This is a genomic window from Limnobacter thiooxidans, assembly GCF_036323495.1.
GTDB classification, from domain to species: Bacteria; Pseudomonadota; Gammaproteobacteria; order Burkholderiales; family Burkholderiaceae_B; genus Limnobacter; species Limnobacter thiooxidans.
Map to the genome: position 1 here is coordinate 3211160 of NZ_AP028947.1, position 16550 is coordinate 3227709.

Here is a 16550-nt window from a genome sequence, read left to right on the forward strand (position 1 = left end):
CCATGCTGTTGTGGAACCTGTATTTCCTGATCAAGTTTGGCTTGCACTTTGCCGGACAACTAACGCTTAGTCCCCTTTGGAACCTGGCCTTGTTTGCCTTGCTACTGGCGACCAACCCGGCAGCCTTTCAAAACAGGCGATTGATGGCCCTGTTGCGCTATGTCTTGTTTGTCGGGCCTGCCACAGCCCTGTTGTTGCATGAACTGGGGCTGGTGGTGTCACTGGCCCTGGTGGATCAGATCAGAGCCTTGTTCGGGTTTTCAGTGGATTACCTGCTTGAATTGACCAAGCGCACCATTCAACCCTGGATGCTGTGGGGTGCGCTGGCTGCCTTCATGCTGATTCGGGTACTGGACCGGTATTTCCGCATCAGCACCTGGGTGGGTGTTGGTCTTCTGGCCGTGCTGGCCATGCAAACAGCAGAGCTTGCAAATCAAGACAAACCGGACGCAGTTGCGCAAGCCAAAGAGCCCTTGGCGCAAGCGCGTGAAAACCTGTCCCCGGCTGAATTGCTGGCCCTTGGACAGGTAGACTTTCAGAAGTTGCGCGTGGCCCGTGACCAGGAAAGTTCCACCAAACTTAGAGACAACACCAATGAAGGTGTAGGTCCGGGTGCAGTGCTTCAGGGTTTTTTTGACAAACAGCAAGCGCTGGTCACTGCCGCGTTTGCGCCCCCTTTGGCGCCCGACTTCGATGTCATCGTGCTACAAATCTGCTCCTTGTCCTGGGCTGACATGCAATATGCCAAGCAGAGTCAGCACCCGGCACTGAGACAGGCCGATTTCATTTTTGAAAACTTCAATTCAGCCACCAGTTACTCCGGGCCTGCAGCCATCCGACTGCTGCGTGGCCAGTGCGGCCAGGCGCGTCACGATGACCTGTACAAAAGCCCAAGCGACAGTTGCATGCTGTTTGAACAGCTTCGAAATGCAGGGTTTGACGTGGAAATGGGTTTGAACCACGATGGCAAGTTCCAGGACTTCAGCAAGCTGGTGCGCAGCAACCTTGGCGGTAACGCGCTGCAAAGCATCGCGCACAATGAAGTACCTGCAGGTGTTTTGGCGTTCGACGGCTCACAGGTTGGTCGCGACGGAGATTATCTGCGGGCTTGGTGGAACAAGCGAACGCAAAAAGAAAGCGCCGCTGTGGCCTACTATTACAACAGTATCACCCTGCATGATGGTAATCGATTGCCCAACAGCAAGCTGAACAGCTTGAACAGCTACCCCTTGCGGCTTGAGCGCCTGTTCAATGACCTGCAATCTGTATTGGGAGAAATCCGCCGCAGCGATCGAAAGGCGCTGGTGGTGGTGGTTCCGGAACATGGTGCCGGGTTGAGCGGGGAATACGGACAACTGGTGGGGCTGCGCGAATTGCCCACACCGGCCATTACCAAAGTACCGGTATTTGGGTACTGGGTTGCACCTGGCTACAAACCCGCTTCAACAGGACCCATCAACATCAAGCAATCGGTCAGTTATACCGCCTTGAGCGAACTGTTCAGCCGATGGCTGGCTCAAAACGCGGAACAGCAGCGTCAGCCCAGTTGGCCAGTGTTGCTGAGTGACCTGCCATCCACCCGCTTTGTATCCCAACAGGGCAATATCACTGTCATGGAAAGCCAGGGGGCCTACTGGATCAAGGCGCCCGGTGCAGCCTGGAAAATGCTGGGTCCTGTGCAAGTTGCGTCTGGATCGGAAGCCGCAAGGTAAAAAAATGGCCAATTTCAATCCACACAACCCGCCCGCCCTTTTCATGCCACCCGCTGACATGGCCCATGACATTTACGCCTTGAGCGCTCAACTGGAAGGTTTCGATCACAACATGTACCAGGATATCCAGCAAGACCAGGCTGTGTACGATTCATTCCAGCGCTGGCCTTTCCTTTTTGGTATTGCCATGGCCTCGCGGTTTGGCGACGATTAAGCGAACAGTTCAGCCCCAATCAGGCTGAACGTTTTTTCAAATTCTGCTTTTGCAGTTTGGCTGCCGCTGCTTCAAGCTCGACCAACCCATCTTCAAGAAACTGCAGCAAGCGCTGCATGGAAGGCATGGTTCGCCGGCAAGCCACCAGGCCGAATTCCAGTTTGCCGGCATAGCTGTTCAAAGTGATGTTCAAAGCCTGCCCATCCAGCAACAGTGAAACCGGGTACACCCCATCCACTTCGGCACCGTTGAAATACAAGGTGTGCTTCGGCCCAGGCACATTCGAAATCACAATATTAAAGGCCTGCAATTTCGGCGCCAAACCTGTGAGCATGTTGAACCCGCTAATGCCCATCATGGTGGCCACGTAATTCATGATTTCGGTCTGGTTCATGCTGGCAAAACGTTCCTTGGAATGGTTCACTGAACGGGCAATGGTTTCAATCCGTTCCACCGGATCTTCCGTGTCGGTTGCCAGGTTGGCCAACAGCAGGGCCACGTGGTTGCCTGTGGCGGTGTCGTCCTTTCGCAGTGACACCGGCACCATGGCCACCAGTGGGCGAGCCGGCAAAGCATTCAATTCACCCAGGTAAGACCGCAAGGCCGAACCACACATGGCCAGCACCACGTCGTTCAATGTCATGTTCAAACCCTGGGCACAAGCCTTGATTCTATCCATGGACCACGATTGCGCAGCAACCCGGCGCGATGCTGTGATGCGGCGGTTCAACACGCTGCGCGGTGCTTGAATCACCGATACAAAATCAGGATCGGCCACACTGGTTTGCCACAGAGAACGCCCCACTTCCTTCACTACTTTGGGCAAGCTGAACAACTGGGTTTTGGCAGTGTCGGCAACCTGGCTGAGCAAAGTGACCAAACCTTCGGAAGCCTCAGAACGCTGGGCGCTGCCACGCAAATTCGGGTTGGCCCAAAGCGGAGGAATATTCATGACATCCGGGCTGCTGGCCATCGACCGTTGCAGCATTTTCATGCAAGCCACCCCGTCCACCAGTGCGTGGTGAACCTTGGTATACAGCGCCACCCGGCCGTCCTCCAGGCCATCAATGACATAGGCTTCCCACAAAGGTTTGCCTCGGTCAAGTGGCGCGGCATGCAGCTTGGAGGTCAATTCCAGCAACTCACGAATACGGCCTGGTTTGGGCAAAGACAAATGAATGAAGTGCGCTTCCAGATCGAATTCATCGTCCTCAACCCAGAACCACATGCCCAAGCGCGATTTCAAACGCAAATTGAAAGGGGCCACAGGTTCGGTAAAGGTGCGCATGTCAGCGACCACTTTTTGCACATAATCACTGGCGGTTTGACCAACGCCGGGCTTGAGCAACACAAGTCCGCCCACGTGCATGGGTTGGTTGCGGCGTTCCAGCCACAAGAACAGTTGGTCGTTGGGGGTCAAGGCCTTCATGGGAAATGTCTCCGGATTAATTTTTATTTTTGGAATTGTTTTTACTTCAGAAAGTGTGCCGCTGGATGCAGCACACCTTGGGAATTTCAGCGGATCTGGCGCTTCGCAAAAGGCATTGCAGGTTGCTTGCTGTTCTTCGCCACGGAAATGCGCTGGTTCTTGAAGCCTAACAAGCGGCGCTGCCAGCGGCGTTCCTGGGTCAGGTGGGCAGCCTCGTCAATGCCAAAAATACGCTGCAACATGAATTTGCTCGCCGCGACAGAATCAGGTGAGCGGGTCAGTATTTCCTGCACCAGCGCCTGCACTTTTTCATCCGGGTTTTCCACGGCATGTGTTACCAGCCCCAAGTCTTTGGCCTGTAGGCCGCTGAGTACGCGGCCTGTCATGGTCAGCTCCTTGGCCACATCCACTGGCAGCAGTTCCCGCAGCAGGGCGCCGCCGCCCATGTCAGGCACCAAGCCCCATTTGGCTTCCAGAATCGACAGTTGGGAATCGGTGCTGCAAACGCGAATATCGGCTCCCAGGGCCAGTTGAATACCGGCCCCAAAACAGTTGCCATGAATCTGCGCAATCACCGGTACACCCAGGTCGCGCCAACCCATGCTCCAGGACTGAAAAATATTGCGCATGGGCAGCCACAGGTTGGCATACATCACCACCGCAGTTTTGGGGTTGCTCATGACCGACTTCACGTCCAGCCCGGCGCAAAATGAAGGGCCCTCTCCTTTCAAAATCACAGCCCGCAATGTTTTGTGTTTGGGCAGTTTCAATTGAACGGTTCGAACGGCCTTCAACATCGGCCAATCCACTCCATTGTGTTTTTCGGGGCGATTAAGGGCCACTGTGGCCACGGTGTTGTCATTGTTGAACTGCAGGGTAACTCTGTCCATGGTACGCTCGGCTGTTTTTCTGTTGTCGTAAAGGCTTTTCAGCCATCTTAACCTTGAAAATTCTCAAACCCAATATGATCTTTAAAGTGTTGGCTCTGGTTTTGGCCTTGCTGGGCTATTACATCAGCCCCTATGGACCAGACACCGGCCCAAACGCCGGGCAGAACCCTGAACGCAAATCATCTCAAGCCCTGTCTGGCAGTTTTTACCTGGCACAAGTCACCAGGGTGGCCGATGGGGACACCATCACCGTGCGCAACCGCGATGGCGCCATTCATAAAATCCGGATGCACGCCATCGATTCACCTGAACTCAAACAAGCCGGTGGCGAACAGGCCCGCAACTGGCTGATCGAACAAGTGATGAACCGGGACGTTAAAATTGTGGTGAACAACACCGACCGCTACCAGCGACAGGTGGCCAAAGTGGTGTTGCCTGTAGCCGGTTGTGAGCAGCGTCTGTGCGACGGCGAAGTGGATGTGAACTTGCAAGCTATTGCAGCAGGCCATGCGTGGTGGTACCGGGAATACTCGCGCAGCCAAAGCAGCCAAGACCGCGTGCTTTATGAAGCGGCTGAAGAGAAGGCTCGCAACGCACGCAAAGGCCTGTGGAGACAAACTGCGCCCCTTGCCCCATGGCAATGGCGAACCGAACAACGCAACCAACGCTGAATGAAACCCACCATGAAAGAAATTTACACCAGCACCATTCCCCTTCGTTGGGGCGACATGGACCAGATAGGCCATGTCAACAACACGGTTTACTTCCGCTGTTTCGAGCAGGCCCGGGTGGAATGGATCGACCTGTTTCCAGCCAAGCAGGACAACAACCCTGCCTACGTGGTGATTGTCCACACCGAATGCAGCTTTCTGAAAGAACTGAAGGCACCTGGCAGCGTGGAGATCAAGGTGTTCGCCGGCGAGATGGGGCGCAGCAGCCTGGTACAACACTATGAAATGCGCCGCACCGACGCACCCGACGTGCTGGTGGCAACAGGCAGCGCAAAAATGGTGTGGGTAGACCCCGCCACAGGCCGATCCACACCCATTCCAGACCGCTTTAAAGCAGGCCTTTGACTGGGGAAAACCCCAATGTGCTTCTAGAACAGGTTCTCAGTTTTTGCTATTGTGGCTCGGAAATTTTATTGTTACATTGGCCAATGTCACGGTTTAGCGTGGCAACAACAATAAAACAAGGAAGGAGTCAAACCATGAAAAACATCATGCCGGTGCGCCGCGATGTCAAACTGAATCTGCCTGAAGAAAAAGTCTCCAACTGGCACGAACAGGGTCCACACGTGACCCACTTCATGAACGCCCTGTCGCTGTTTTTCCCTGCAGGCGAGCGCATGTTCATGGATGCCGTGCGCAATTACCGCGACGACATTACCGACCCCGAATTGAAAAAAGCAGTGGTGGCCTTCATCGGCCAGGAAGCCATGCACAGTCGCGAGCACGTCGAGTACAACGAAATGCTCGATCGCGCAGGCCTGCCTGCCTCGCAAATGGACAAATTCCTGTGGCGCTTTCTGGCAATTATCCAGAAAGCCCTTGGCAAGCGCTTGACCCTGGCTGGCACCATTGCACTGGAACATTACACCGCCCTGATGGCCGACCAACTGCTGCGCAATCCGGACGTACTCGGCGAAAAATCAGAACCCGCCTACAAGCAAATGTGGATGTGGCACGCCTACGAAGAAACCGAACACAAGGCTGTGGCCTACGACGTGTGGAACCATGTACTGCCCGATAACCTGCACAACCGGTTTAGCCGCCGCTTGGCCATGGTGCTGGCCACTGCAATTTTCTGGCCACTGGTGATGACCTTCCACGTGCGCCTGGTGATGGCTGACAAAACAATCAAGGGCGGCCACCTGAAAGGATTCTGGACCGTCACCAAGATGCTGTGGGGCAAGAAAATTGGTGTGCTGCGCAACCCGGTTGCAAATGGCGAATTCATGGATTATTTCAAAACCGACTTTCACCCCTGGATGCATGACAACAGCAAGTTCCTGACTGAGATCGACAACTTCGTTGCGGGTGTGGAAGGTGCCGGGCGCAAACCCAACACCGAAATTGCGAACGCGATTCGTGCACGTTTGAACAGTCAGTTGAAAGCCAGCGCAGCCTGAAAGGCTGACAAGCCCCCCCTCTCAGATTTCGTGACAAAAAACCTGGGGTAAAGGGGATGGCACAAGCGGCAGGGTAAAACAGACCCTGCCGTTTTTAATCCGACTTACTCACCTTGCCGGTAATAACGGCTCTGTTCGTAATGCGCAAAGGCTTGCACATAAGCCACCTTGAAAATCGCAGCCAGTGGCAAAGCCAAAAACACACCCACCAAGCCGAAAATTGCACCAAAGAAAGCCAGCGCAAAAATAACAGCCAGCGCGGACAATCCAATTTTGTCACCAACCACCAAGGGCGTTAATACAAAACCTTCCAGAAATTGCCCGGCAACAAACACGAACAACACCAGCAAGATCGGCAGAAAGCCCTGCAGTTCCAGCGCCGCTGTCAGCAAGCCCACTACCAGCGCCAAGGCAAACCCCAGGTAAGGCACCACGCACAACAAACCTGCCAACATGCCTATGGCCCAACCGCTTTGCAGCCCCACCACACTCAAACCGATGGAATAAAAAGTACTCAAAAAAAGCATCACAATCATCATGCCCTTGATGTACTCGGTCATGACCGTGTCAATTTCATTGAACACCGGTTGCGCACGTGTCCACACATGAGGTGGAAAAACCTGCTGCAGCTGTCGGCAAATTTGAGTCCAGCTTGGCAGAATGAACAGGGTAGCCACAATGGTCAGCGAGACAAATCCGGTGATACCCAATACCGATTGAGAACCCGAGCGCAGTATCTTGGTGCTCACCTCGGCCAAGGTTCCCCGGTTCTCGCCAATGTACTTGGCGATCCGGTCTTTCATCTCGGTGCTGTCCACTGAAATGTTCAAACCAAACACATCATTCAGCCGGGGCAACACCGTGTGTTTCACGTTCACGATCAACTGCGGCAAGTTGCCTTGAATCAACTCAAGCTGAGTCAGCACCACCGGAATAAACAACAAGCTGACACTTGAAAAAATCAACAGAAATCCGACAAAAGTCAGCACAGCACACACCGGCAACGGCAAGCGTCCGCGCAATTTTCTGTGCACCCAGCGGCTGGGTGCAGCCAATAGATAAGCCAGTACGAAAGCAGCCACGAAAGGCGCAAGCACGGGCCACAGAACGATCAACACCGCCAGTACCAGAGCAGCACTCAACAACAAACCCCAATGCTGCAAATAAAACTGCTTGGCCAGAGACGACAAGCTGACTCGGCTCTGCTGGGTCTGATTTTTGGAGTTAACCGGGAAGTCCTTCATCGATTCCATTCCACTCAAAGTATTGTTTCAACGACGCTTAACGCGTGACGCGCAAAACCAGGTACACACCACCCAGTGTCATGAACATCGCCAACAGCAAAGTCAGCGTTAGTGCTTCATCCAGAAACACCACGCCAGCCAGCGCGGCGATCACCGGTACACTGAGCTGGACGCTGGCAGCCGACGTGGTATGCAGTGCTGGCAATACCTTGTACCACACCGCATAACCAATGCCGCTGGCCAGGCAGCCTGAAGCCAACGCAAACAACACACCTGCCAACGTGGGTGCGGGCAAGAACACTGTGTACAAAGCCAAACCACGTTCAACCGTGACACCGGGAATGTGAATACCAGCCTGGGCGGCGCAATAAACCGCGAGCCACAGCAAGGCCATCAACAAGGCAGCTCTCGAAAAATTTCCAGCCGTGTCGGCCATCGGCGACTTCGAACCTTTCCCCACCACGGAATACACCCCCCAGCAAACGCCGGCCAGGGCCATGCTGCCAGCAGCGAACAACGAAGCGGGCGTTTGCACATGCGGCCACAGCAACAGGACAAGACCTGCACTGGCAACCAGTGCACCCACCGCCCGAAGCCCACGTAGCCGGTCGCCCTTCGTGGCGGCATAGGCAATCATGCTGAACTGCACACTGGCAAACAGAATCAGTGCTCCCGTGCCTGTACTCATCGTCACATAGGCCATAGAAAACAAGGCTGCATAGCCAAACAAAGCCATCGCTCCAATCCAACTGCCCTGTTGCCCACCGGTGTTTTGAATGCGCAAACACAGCCACAAAGTGACCGCGCCGCTGATCAAGCGGATGGCTGTAAAACTGGCCGGGTCAATTTGCCCAGCCCCCAAAGCAGCCCTGCAAAAGAAGGAATTGGCCGCAAATGCACACATCGCCAGGATTGTGAAAATTAGTGTACTGACTTCAACTTTTTTCATACGGGCACGCTAATATCCCCAAACACAATTCCAACATCGAGACAAAGGCCACCACACATGCGCATCGAACTTCGCGACCCCCTCACCTTGCCTTGCGGCGCAACCCTGCCCAATCGACTGGTCAAAGCGGCCATGAGCGAAGCCCTGGGCACCCGCGACAACCGCGCAACGCCCCAGCTGGTACGCGTGTACCAGCGATGGACTGCGGGTGGCATTGGCTTGAATATAACCGGGAATGTGATGATAGACCGCCGTGCACGTGCAGAGCCCGGCAACGTCGTTATTGAAGACGACCGTGATATGCCCATGCTTCAACAGTGGGCCAAAGCAGGCCAGTCCAAGGGCAGCAAAATCTGGGTTCAAATCAACCACCCTGGCAAGCAATGCCCCAAGGGCATGAACAAGGAAACCGTGTCGCCTTCGGCCGTGCCCTTTCACAAAAGCCTGCAGATGATGTTCGCCACACCTCGCGAATTGACTGAAACCGAAATTCTAGATTTGATTGCCCGCTGGGGCCGCACCGCGAAAATTTGCAAAGATGCAGGCTTCGATGGCGTTCAAATTCATGGCGCACATGGCTACCTGATCAGTCAGTTTCTGAGTCCGCACAGCAACCAGCGCACAGACCAGTGGGGCGGCAACCCGGAAAACCGTCGCCGCTTTGTACTGGCCGTTTATGACGAGGTGCGCAGGCAAGTGGGCCCAGACTTCCCCGTGGGCATCAAGCTGAATTCCGCCGATTTCCAGAAAGGCGGTTTTTCCGAGGAAGAATCACTGGCCGTGATCCAGGAATTGACAGCACGCGGCATTGACCTGATCGAAGTGTCCGGCGGCACCTACGAAGCCCCAGCCATGACAGGCGCCACAGCCCAACCCAAGAAAGAAAGCACGTTAAAACGCGAAGCCTATTTCATGGATTTCACTGAAAAAGTGCGCGCAGTGTGCAAAGTGCCCTTGATGCTGACAGGTGGTTTTCGCACAGTGGGCGGCATGAAAGAAGCGCTGAACAGCGGCGCAGTGGACTTAATCGGCTTGGCCCGATCCATCGCAATTGAACCTGATTTGCCCAATCGCCTGCTGGACAACAAGGAAGCGCTGCACCCAGTCAAGCCCCTGATCACTGGGGTGAAAGCCGTGGACCGCACAGGCCTGCTTGAAATTCAATGGTACACCCGGCAAATTCACCGCATGGGCAAAGGCAAAAACCCAGTCCCGAACGAGGGAGCCATCAAAGTGCTGTTTTTCTATATGCTTGAAAGCAGTTGGGGCTTGTTCAAGGCCCGCAAGTTAAGGGCGTAAATCAACCAGTTGGGGGCAAGATGATTCGACACTGCATTCTGTTTCTTCTTGCCCTGGCGCCGTTCACAGCGTACGCCTTGGACGACGCCACAGTACTTGAACAAGGCCGAAAGTTGTTTCAAACCGATGCTGAACCCGCCTGCGCCATTTGCCACACCTTGGCAGATGCGGGCTCCAAGGGCAAGATTGGCCCAGTTCTGGATGTGTTGAAACCCAATGAGGAACGCGTGATGAATGCGTTGCGAAATGGCAAAGGGGGCATGCCCCCTTTCGTGGATCACCTCACCGTGGACCAGATGAACATTCTGGCCAGGTATGTATCAACCGTGACAGGCACTGAACCAGTGAAGGCCGCGCCCTAGCGCTTGCCGATCGCCAGTTTCTCAAACTCAGTTTTTGTAATCAGGCTGCTCACGGTCCAGTTTGCGCAACAGGGCTGGCCAGGCAATGTTGCCGCCTAGGCCACGGGTTACCTGTGCCGCAGCCGCCTTGATGCCATTCACGATGGGTGTCGCAATCGGTATCAGGGTTGCTCCGCCTGACTGGGCTGCAATTTGAACCTCGCAGGCCCGCTGCAAGATAAACATGTTCAAAAAGGCATCGGCCACAGTGGGGCCGCAAGTCAGCAAACCATGGTTGCGCAGAATCAGGGAATTCGCTTCACCCAAATCCGCCTGCAAGCGTACCTTCTCGTCTTCACGCAAAGCCAGACCTTCGTAGTCGTGATAAGCCAAACCCGCCAGCGGAAAAAGCGACTGCTGAGAAATAGGCAACAGGCCCTGTTCCTGCGTGGACACGGCAACACCCGCCACAGTGTGCGTGTGCATCACGCAATGCGCATCGTGACGCACAGCATGCACCGCACTGTGAATGGTGAAGCCCGCCGGGTTCACATCGTGGGGGCTGTTGTCCACTTTCTCGCAATTCATGTTCACCTTCACCAAACTACTCGCCGTGATTTCCTCGAACATGAAGCCGTAGGGGTTGATCAGGAAATGCCCATCTTCATTGGGCACGCGAGCTGAAATATGGGTGAACACCAGGTCGTCCCACTTATGCATGGCAACAAGTCGGTACGCGGCGGCCAGGTCGACACGGGCGTGCCATTCCAGGGGGGACATGTGGGCGGGCGGGTTTGTGGAATTCATGGTGGTCTCCTTTGCTGCGTTTTTGATTGTACTTTTTCTGAAGTGTATCAGTGCCGTCAGGTTTGCTTGTGCAAAACACTTGAAATTGGACTGGATCGAAGGCAAGCTCACATTACAAAACCAAAGCCAAATGCCGGAGACTGTAATACATGCACGCCAAGGTCAAAACACCCACACCCGCTGAAACTGGCGACCCTGCTGTTGTCCGCACGGTTCGTGCAAATTACCGCGCAGAATTCATTTCAGGCCGTTACAACGGCCATTTGCACCTGGCCATGACGATGACTTTGGGTTTGGGCGTCATCGCCCTGTGCGTGTATTGGCTGAAATCGCCCAGTCTTCTGGAATGGCTGACGATTCCTGCCACCTTCCTGTATGCGAATTTTGCAGAATGGGCGGGTCACAAGTACGCCATGCACCGCCCGGTGAAAGGACTGGGCTTTGTGTACAAGCGGCATTCACTGCAACACCACAAGTTTTTTACTGACACCCACATGGAAATAGACAACAACATGGACTTCAAGGCCGTGCTGTTTCCAATCGCCATTGTCGGTTTTTTCGTGCTGGCTTTTTTTGTGCCCATGGGCCTGCTGGTGGCATGGCTGTTCAATGAAAACGTGGCCCTATTGCTGGTGGCCACAGGCATGGCCTACTACTTGAACTACGAACTGTTGCACCTTTCCTACCACTTGAAGGAAGACCACTGGGTGCACCGCATTCCCGGGTTTACACGGTTTGCCCGGTTGCACACCACGCACCACGACCATCGCATCATGGCGCACAAGAATTTCAATATTACTTATCCGATCATGGACTGGTTGATGGGGACTTGGGATAGAAGGTAACTTGAGAAACTCCCAGGACCAGGTGAACGTTCCCTTTCAAGGGGTACGTTACCTGTGAACCTTAAGTAGGAAAAGTCTGCACAAGAGTTCCCCCGGCAGCCCAGAACACCTCACCCTTTTCTAACCTGCAAATTTTCCCTGCCATTATCGACAGTTGAATCCCTGAACCTCTGTGGCAAGCGGCGAAAAACCGGTAACCCGCATTGAACGGAATTCTGACAACTTCACAATGCAGGGTCAAACAGCCATGGAATCCTCGACAAGTATTTGGTCTCGTCTTTCTATTCCCCAGACATTTGAGCACCGCGAAGCACAAACCTGCGTTTCGGAAGTCCTGGATGATCCACGAAACTGGCAAATCAACATGGCGGCAAACCAGCGGCCTGATCAAACCAGCCTGCACAGAAACAAGACGGCACCACAGGCAGTCGTCCAGCAGGCCTTCAGTATTTTAGAACTGGGCGACCTGACAGAAAGCCAACACACAGCCGCGGCCAATACTTTGTTGTCTGCCGCCCAGGAAATGCTTGCACACGATGGGTGTGCAACGGGCCATATCTTCACGTTTCACAGCAAAAAGGTGTATATGAATGCCCTGCAACTTACGTGCTTTAGCGTGGGCCTCAACAACCAAAAATTACCACCCACACCCATTGATATTGAAGAATCGTTAAGTCAATTCAAGCCAACCAGCGCCATGAATCCAGACGTTTTGGTCAAGGAAATAAGAAAGATAACAAATACCCAAACCCATTTCCACACAAGCCAACTGCCATTGAGCCGAGTCGAACAAAGCATGGCCAAAGCGGTAATCGACATTTTGCCACCTCATCTACAGGGATCCTTGCAGGGTCTTGACGCCGTGCTGATTGACCGCCAAACGTTTAGCGAGGTGATGAGACAGGCCGCAGATCAACCGGGGTTTCCAGAGGTGCTAAAGCAGCTTCGGCAAGCTGCCCGGCACTGCCCTGGAATACAACTAGCCCTGACAACCCAACCCTCACTTGCATTTGCACTGCTGTTCCCTGGCCGGCGAGTTACACCAGCCACACCCACACCTGCTTACCTTGCCCAAGTCACAAAAAAAATCGCACCGGAAGATTTAACCAGGTTGGCCGACCAACCTCCAGCTGGGCAGAACAAGCAGACAACCTGGAACAAGGTACTTTCCGTGGTTTTCAGGAATATGAACGAATTCGGTAACCGAAATTCCGCACCTGTCCCGTCCTGCTATGACAACATACCCTGCCCTGAACATTCCCGAGCCAAAGTCGATGGTCATCCAGCAGATGTGCATGCCAATCTGATCAGCGACACTGGACCTGGATCACTGATTGCTGCCATGCAACCAGTCACGACAGGTCCTGCCCGTCATCTTTCCAATGAAGATCAGGCCAACGTGGCCAAATTCCTGAGCATGGTAGCCGGCCAAGACAAGCCAACCATTTTGGATCTTCGCTCGGCATCCGACCTGTACCTCGGCAAGGGCATCGAATACTGCCCACAACAGGTGGACCAAACTCATCAATTCGACAATGTATCAATCACCACCCGCCATGTGGAAACATTGGACAAGGACCTGCAACGCCTCACAGTGGAAGTTACTGTGGGGCAAAACCCAGCGGTCGAATTGAAGGTTACCCAATTCAGGGGCTGGCCAGACAGGGGTGTAGTGGAGCCAGACACGCTGAGAATGTTGGGGCAGCTTGTATGCCGGGAAAAGCAGGCCGGTTCATCGGTGATCACGCATTGCAGTGCAGGCGTTGGGCGCACAGGTACCATACTTGCCTACGCAAGGCTTTACCAAAAACTGATTGGTGAATCGGGAGCCAAAGAGGTATTCAACGATCCAGATTCCTCAGAACCAAGCAGGCAAAAAGTCATTGAAAAAATAGTCGCAGAAGTGTTGCATGGACGAATTGAAAGAGGCCCCCAGTTTGTCCAAAAGGACGCGCAATTCAAATTGCTTTGCAACACCATTCTAGAAGACATACAGGCATGGAAACATAACAATTCAGGGTCCAGACCTGATTCCATTTCGAACTCTGTATCCAGTCGGGCATTCAGGAATGAGCCCCCGCCAGGGCCTAAAACCACACCTGCCCCCCTGTCACTTGCAGTCCCTGAAATAGAGCCAGCTGAACACCAACCTGCCCTAGTCACCTTACCCAATCCAGGGGCTGAAAAACCGACCTTTCAGGTTCGTACCACGTCGCGGGAAAATCAATACATCGGTTTGAATATCAATCAAATTGAACTGGTGCTAGAACACACGTTCACCCTGGCGCAGGAACCCAAGAATACCGAATCAAAATTTCTATACCTGCACAGCCTGTTCAATAGGGGCAGCGATGTTCTTGAATTTGTTTCGGATCCAAACCGGCTGGCCAAATTTGCCAGCATCCCAGAACCACACGGCGTGAATATTCTGAGTCCGATTGTTCTGAACAAGTTTAGCAATCCGGCGAAATACGGTCCCCCACCTGAATTGATCGTTGGAAAATTCCGTATCAATGATGTGGAACAAACTGTGGATGCTTTGAACAAGAACGGCTGCCTGGCCTACAGCTATCAATTCAATGTCACAGACAAGGAAACTGGTCTTGAAAAAACCGTTCGTCATGTGCAAATCTACAGTGAATTCAAAAACAACTGCGTCAGCAAAATCCAGTTGAAAGCCATGCTGAAACTCGCTGACGAGTGTCAGCTCAACCAGAACAATCTGTGGCTCAGCAGCGCAGCTGGTATCGGGCGCCCATCGGCTTGGTTAATGGCCCGTCACATTGACGATGCAATTCACGCGAAGAAAATGACCAAGAGTAATTGTCGACACCTGATCGACTCCTGGATCAAGACCGGCCGGGACCAACGCGGCCCCCGATTCTTGCACAGCACTGCCCAGAAAGAGGAACTGGTTCAACTGGCGCTTGATTTGTTGAAAAACAAAAAATCAATCCGAAATCAAGAACCACCTGCCGGCCGCCAGTTACTTTTCAAGAAGCCCAAAACATTCGGCCAACGAATCTCCTCCTTTCCCGAATTGGTGAGCTGGATTAAAAAACATTTGCATCCAAGTAAAACTACAACTCAGTCACCACCCCAGCCTGTGTCAACAAATCCACCATGGTGAACTGCCCATGCTTTTTGCCAAATACAGGGGTCCAATCCGGGTCTTGCGACAGGTACGAGGTCTTGTCCCCTTGCAGCAAACCAATCATGACTTCACCCACAATTCGGCCGCCAACCGGCCCCAGGTGTTTGCCATCGGCGGTTACATCCGCCTCCTTCAGGCAGTAATACCAAAGCGGTGTGCGTTTGTGCAGGTTGTAAGGTTTCAGTTCAGCAAGCGCTTCCTCTGGCAGCGCCTCAATTTCCATGGCCGCTGCAACCCGCTGCCCAGAAGGTACTTTGAAAGTCAGGTGCCTCAGCAAGTTCAGTTGCGCCAATGACTGTGGCCCACCAGGCGGCAAACCCGGCAAGTCAAACATTACTGTAGAAATTCGGGTATCAATTCGCTTGTTCTGGCGGGCCTTGTTGTCACCGAAATCAAAAAAGGTTTGCCAGTCAATAAAACGGTGCGGTGCGCGAGAACCACCACGCATGTCAAAGGTAACCGGGTTCACCGCCAGGTTGTCATTGAAGAACAGCGCAAACAAATCCGGGTCCGAACCCTTGCCAAAATTCACCCGATAACTGGGGCGTACCTGTGAATGGCCAAACCTGTAGGCCGCCACGGAAAACTCCACAGGAATGTAAGGTGCATTTCGCCATTTGTAGAACTTGCGGCCCTTGGTCAAAATGTTAGTCACCAGACTCTTCCCGATTGTTTTGGGCAAAAACTCGTTGAGGATAATCCACTGGTAATGCCAGCGTGTCAGGCGCTGCGCCTCCAGGAAAATCTCGGCCGGATTGGTCAAACCCACCTCACTTTTCATGTGCGCAACCACTTTGTTGTGAAACTTCAGAAACGCCACTTGCAGTTGCGACAGCACCAGGTTTTCATCATTGCGTGGGTCGCCAATCAGGGGTGTGCCCTGGCTGTTGCGCGGCAAATCAAACTTGTTCGAACCATCCCGGCAAAGCAGTTCAGCACCCGGGTTCAGCTCCACGAGCATGGTGGTCAGGCCAAAATCAACAGTTTGGTCAAACAGGTGCGGCGAGCCACCGGGGCCCAAGCCATACACACTGTCCAGCCCAAAAGTGGGAACGCGGAAATTCTGGATCATTTCCGGGTCCACCTGCTGCTCCAGGCTGGATGTGATATCCAGCGTCATGTCGTGATCCAGAAACTGCCCCAGAAAAGTCATGCCCGCCGTCAGGTCAGGGTTGTCCGGGTTGTTCGCCAGCAAAGGCTGCTGAAGAATCAGGTTTTGCGGGGCCTGGGTCAAATCGTCTTTCGCATCCATCACACCATTGCGCTCGCCGATTTTCAGCAATGCAGCACGCAAGGCCGGGCTGTCGGACGAAAAAGCGGGCAGGTTCTGAAACAGTCGACCAAATTTGCCTTGGTCATAAAATGTGGATGAGGGGGGTGCATCGCCCGAGCGATACACATTGCCGTGGTGGGACATGGAATTCTCCTGATTGTTGTTGGCTTGGAAGCAAGCGACCAAACAGCTTGGAAAAAGTTAGCAGGTCTGCCTGTTTCACGCCTTCAACACCTTCCCTGTGCACAAGCAGCCATCCCGC

15 protein-coding genes are annotated in these 16550 nt (G+C 53.7%); 9 read left to right on the plus strand and 6 right to left on the minus strand.

The genetic code is table 11. From position 1 onward, the window contains the following. Nucleotides 1–2 precede the first annotated feature (2 nt). Together bcsG and bcsR are read left to right on the plus strand one after the other, a co-directional pair. On the plus strand, nucleotides 3–1712 hold the full coding sequence (bcsG, locus tag RGQ30_RS14655; RefSeq protein WP_130557522.1) for a cellulose biosynthesis protein BcsG: 1710 nt from the start codon (nucleotides 3–5) through the stop codon (nucleotides 1710–1712). Between the two features lie 4 nt (nucleotides 1713–1716). Next, nucleotides 1717–1926, plus strand: coding sequence for a BcsR/BcsP family cellulose biosynthesis protein (gene bcsR, locus RGQ30_RS14660; RefSeq protein ID WP_130557521.1), 210 nt, complete (start codon nucleotides 1717–1719; stop codon nucleotides 1924–1926). Between the two features lie 19 nt (nucleotides 1927–1945). On the opposite strand, the gene RGQ30_RS14665 is transcribed toward bcsR, so the two are convergent. After that, entirely contained in the window at nucleotides 1946–3355 is a 1410-nt protein-coding gene (locus tag RGQ30_RS14665) for a WS/DGAT/MGAT family O-acyltransferase (RefSeq protein WP_130557520.1), read from the minus strand. A gap of 86 nt (nucleotides 3356–3441) precedes the next feature. Next, entirely contained in the window at nucleotides 3442–4245 is an 804-nt protein-coding gene (locus RGQ30_RS14670) for a crotonase/enoyl-CoA hydratase family protein (protein ID WP_130557519.1), read from the minus strand. A gap of 86 nt (nucleotides 4246–4331) precedes the next feature. On the opposite strand from RGQ30_RS14670, the gene RGQ30_RS14675 reads away from it, so the two are divergent. From RGQ30_RS14675 to RGQ30_RS14685, 3 genes are all read left to right on the plus strand, one after another. Next, nucleotides 4332–4916 carry a thermonuclease family protein gene (locus RGQ30_RS14675; protein ID WP_338284537.1) on the plus strand — a complete coding sequence of 195 codons (585 nt, stop codon included), beginning with the start codon at nucleotides 4332–4334 and terminating at the stop codon, nucleotides 4914–4916. Nucleotides 4917–4928: 12 nt separating this feature from the next. Next, nucleotides 4929–5321 (plus strand): thioesterase family protein, encoded by a 393-nt coding sequence (locus RGQ30_RS14680; RefSeq protein ID WP_130557517.1) that lies wholly within the window; start codon nucleotides 4929–4931, stop codon nucleotides 5319–5321. A gap of 134 nt (nucleotides 5322–5455) precedes the next feature. Continuing rightward, complete coding sequence (locus RGQ30_RS14685) at nucleotides 5456–6376, plus strand: metal-dependent hydrolase (RefSeq protein WP_130557516.1); 921 nt, start codon at nucleotides 5456–5458, stop codon at nucleotides 6374–6376. A gap of 104 nt (nucleotides 6377–6480) precedes the next feature. Here the strand turns inward: RGQ30_RS14685 and RGQ30_RS14690 are convergent, their stop codons facing one another. Both RGQ30_RS14690 and RGQ30_RS14695 read right to left on the minus strand, forming a co-directional pair. After that, nucleotides 6481–7629, minus strand: coding sequence for an AI-2E family transporter (locus tag RGQ30_RS14690; protein WP_130557515.1), 1149 nt, complete (start codon nucleotides 7627–7629; stop codon nucleotides 6481–6483). Nucleotides 7630–7657: 28 nt separating this feature from the next. Further along, on the minus strand, nucleotides 7658–8569 hold the full coding sequence (locus RGQ30_RS14695; protein ID WP_130557514.1) for a DMT family transporter: 912 nt from the start codon (nucleotides 8567–8569) through the stop codon (nucleotides 7658–7660). Between the two features lie 57 nt (nucleotides 8570–8626). On the opposite strand from RGQ30_RS14695, the gene RGQ30_RS14700 reads away from it, so the two are divergent. Both RGQ30_RS14700 and sorU read left to right on the plus strand, forming a co-directional pair. Beyond that, entirely contained in the window at nucleotides 8627–9868 is a 1242-nt protein-coding gene (locus tag RGQ30_RS14700; protein WP_130557513.1) for an NADH:flavin oxidoreductase/NADH oxidase family protein, read from the plus strand. A 20-nt stretch (nucleotides 9869–9888) separates the two neighbouring features. Further along, nucleotides 9889–10230 (plus strand): SorU family sulfite dehydrogenase c-type cytochrome subunit, encoded by a 342-nt coding sequence (gene sorU, locus RGQ30_RS14705; RefSeq protein WP_130557512.1) that lies wholly within the window; start codon nucleotides 9889–9891, stop codon nucleotides 10228–10230. Nucleotides 10231–10257: 27 nt separating this feature from the next. On the opposite strand, the gene RGQ30_RS14710 is transcribed toward sorU, so the two are convergent. Further along, nucleotides 10258–11016 carry a class II aldolase/adducin family protein gene (locus RGQ30_RS14710; protein ID WP_130557511.1) on the minus strand — a complete coding sequence of 253 codons (759 nt, stop codon included), beginning with the start codon at nucleotides 11014–11016 and terminating at the stop codon, nucleotides 10258–10260. 149 nt (nucleotides 11017–11165) lie between these two features. On the opposite strand from RGQ30_RS14710, the gene RGQ30_RS14715 reads away from it, so the two are divergent. Both RGQ30_RS14715 and RGQ30_RS14720 read left to right on the plus strand, forming a co-directional pair. Beyond that, nucleotides 11166–11861: a sterol desaturase family protein gene (locus RGQ30_RS14715; RefSeq protein WP_130557510.1), complete on the plus strand. Its 696-nt coding sequence runs from the start codon at nucleotides 11166–11168 to the stop codon at nucleotides 11859–11861. A 247-nt stretch (nucleotides 11862–12108) separates the two neighbouring features. Then, the gene (locus RGQ30_RS14720) at nucleotides 12109–14991 is read left to right on the plus strand and encodes a protein-tyrosine phosphatase family protein (RefSeq protein WP_338284538.1); all 2883 of its coding nucleotides are present in this window, start codon (nucleotides 12109–12111) and stop codon (nucleotides 14989–14991) included. Here the strand turns inward: RGQ30_RS14720 and RGQ30_RS14725 are convergent. Further along, a complete protein-coding gene (locus RGQ30_RS14725; RefSeq protein WP_130557508.1) occupies nucleotides 14942–16432 on the minus strand; it encodes a peroxidase family protein in 1491 nt (496 codons plus the stop codon). The genes RGQ30_RS14720 and RGQ30_RS14725 overlap by 50 nt on opposite strands. Nucleotides 16433–16550 lie beyond the last annotated feature (118 nt).

Excerpts from the sequence above, each read along its gene's own strand:
- bcsG (WP_130557522.1), top strand. The coding sequence starts at position 3 with ATGCTGTTGTGGAACCTGTATTTCCTGATCAAGTTTGGCTTGCACTTT.
- bcsR (WP_130557521.1), top strand. The coding sequence starts at position 1,717 with ATGGCCAATTTCAATCCACACAACCCGCCCGCCCTTTTCATGCCACCC.
- RGQ30_RS14665 (WP_130557520.1), bottom strand. The coding sequence starts at position 3,355 with ATGAAGGCCTTGACCCCCAACGACCAACTGTTCTTGTGGCTGGAACGC.
- RGQ30_RS14670 (WP_130557519.1), bottom strand. The coding sequence starts at position 4,245 with ATGGACAGAGTTACCCTGCAGTTCAACAATGACAACACCGTGGCCACA.
- RGQ30_RS14680 (WP_130557517.1), top strand. The coding sequence starts at position 4,929 with ATGAAAGAAATTTACACCAGCACCATTCCCCTTCGTTGGGGCGACATG.
- RGQ30_RS14685 (WP_130557516.1), top strand. The coding sequence starts at position 5,456 with ATGAAAAACATCATGCCGGTGCGCCGCGATGTCAAACTGAATCTGCCT.
- RGQ30_RS14690 (WP_130557515.1), bottom strand. The coding sequence starts at position 7,629 with ATGGAATCGATGAAGGACTTCCCGGTTAACTCCAAAAATCAGACCCAG.
- RGQ30_RS14695 (WP_130557514.1), bottom strand. The coding sequence starts at position 8,569 with ATGAAAAAAGTTGAAGTCAGTACACTAATTTTCACAATCCTGGCGATG.
- RGQ30_RS14700 (WP_130557513.1), top strand. The coding sequence starts at position 8,627 with ATGCGCATCGAACTTCGCGACCCCCTCACCTTGCCTTGCGGCGCAACC.
- sorU (WP_130557512.1), top strand. The coding sequence starts at position 9,889 with ATGATTCGACACTGCATTCTGTTTCTTCTTGCCCTGGCGCCGTTCACA.
- RGQ30_RS14710 (WP_130557511.1), bottom strand. The coding sequence starts at position 11,016 with ATGAATTCCACAAACCCGCCCGCCCACATGTCCCCCCTGGAATGGCAC.
- RGQ30_RS14715 (WP_130557510.1), top strand. The coding sequence starts at position 11,166 with ATGCACGCCAAGGTCAAAACACCCACACCCGCTGAAACTGGCGACCCT.
- RGQ30_RS14720 (WP_338284538.1), top strand. The coding sequence starts at position 12,109 with ATGGAATCCTCGACAAGTATTTGGTCTCGTCTTTCTATTCCCCAGACA.
- RGQ30_RS14725 (WP_130557508.1), bottom strand. The coding sequence starts at position 16,432 with ATGTCCCACCACGGCAATGTGTATCGCTCGGGCGATGCACCCCCCTCA.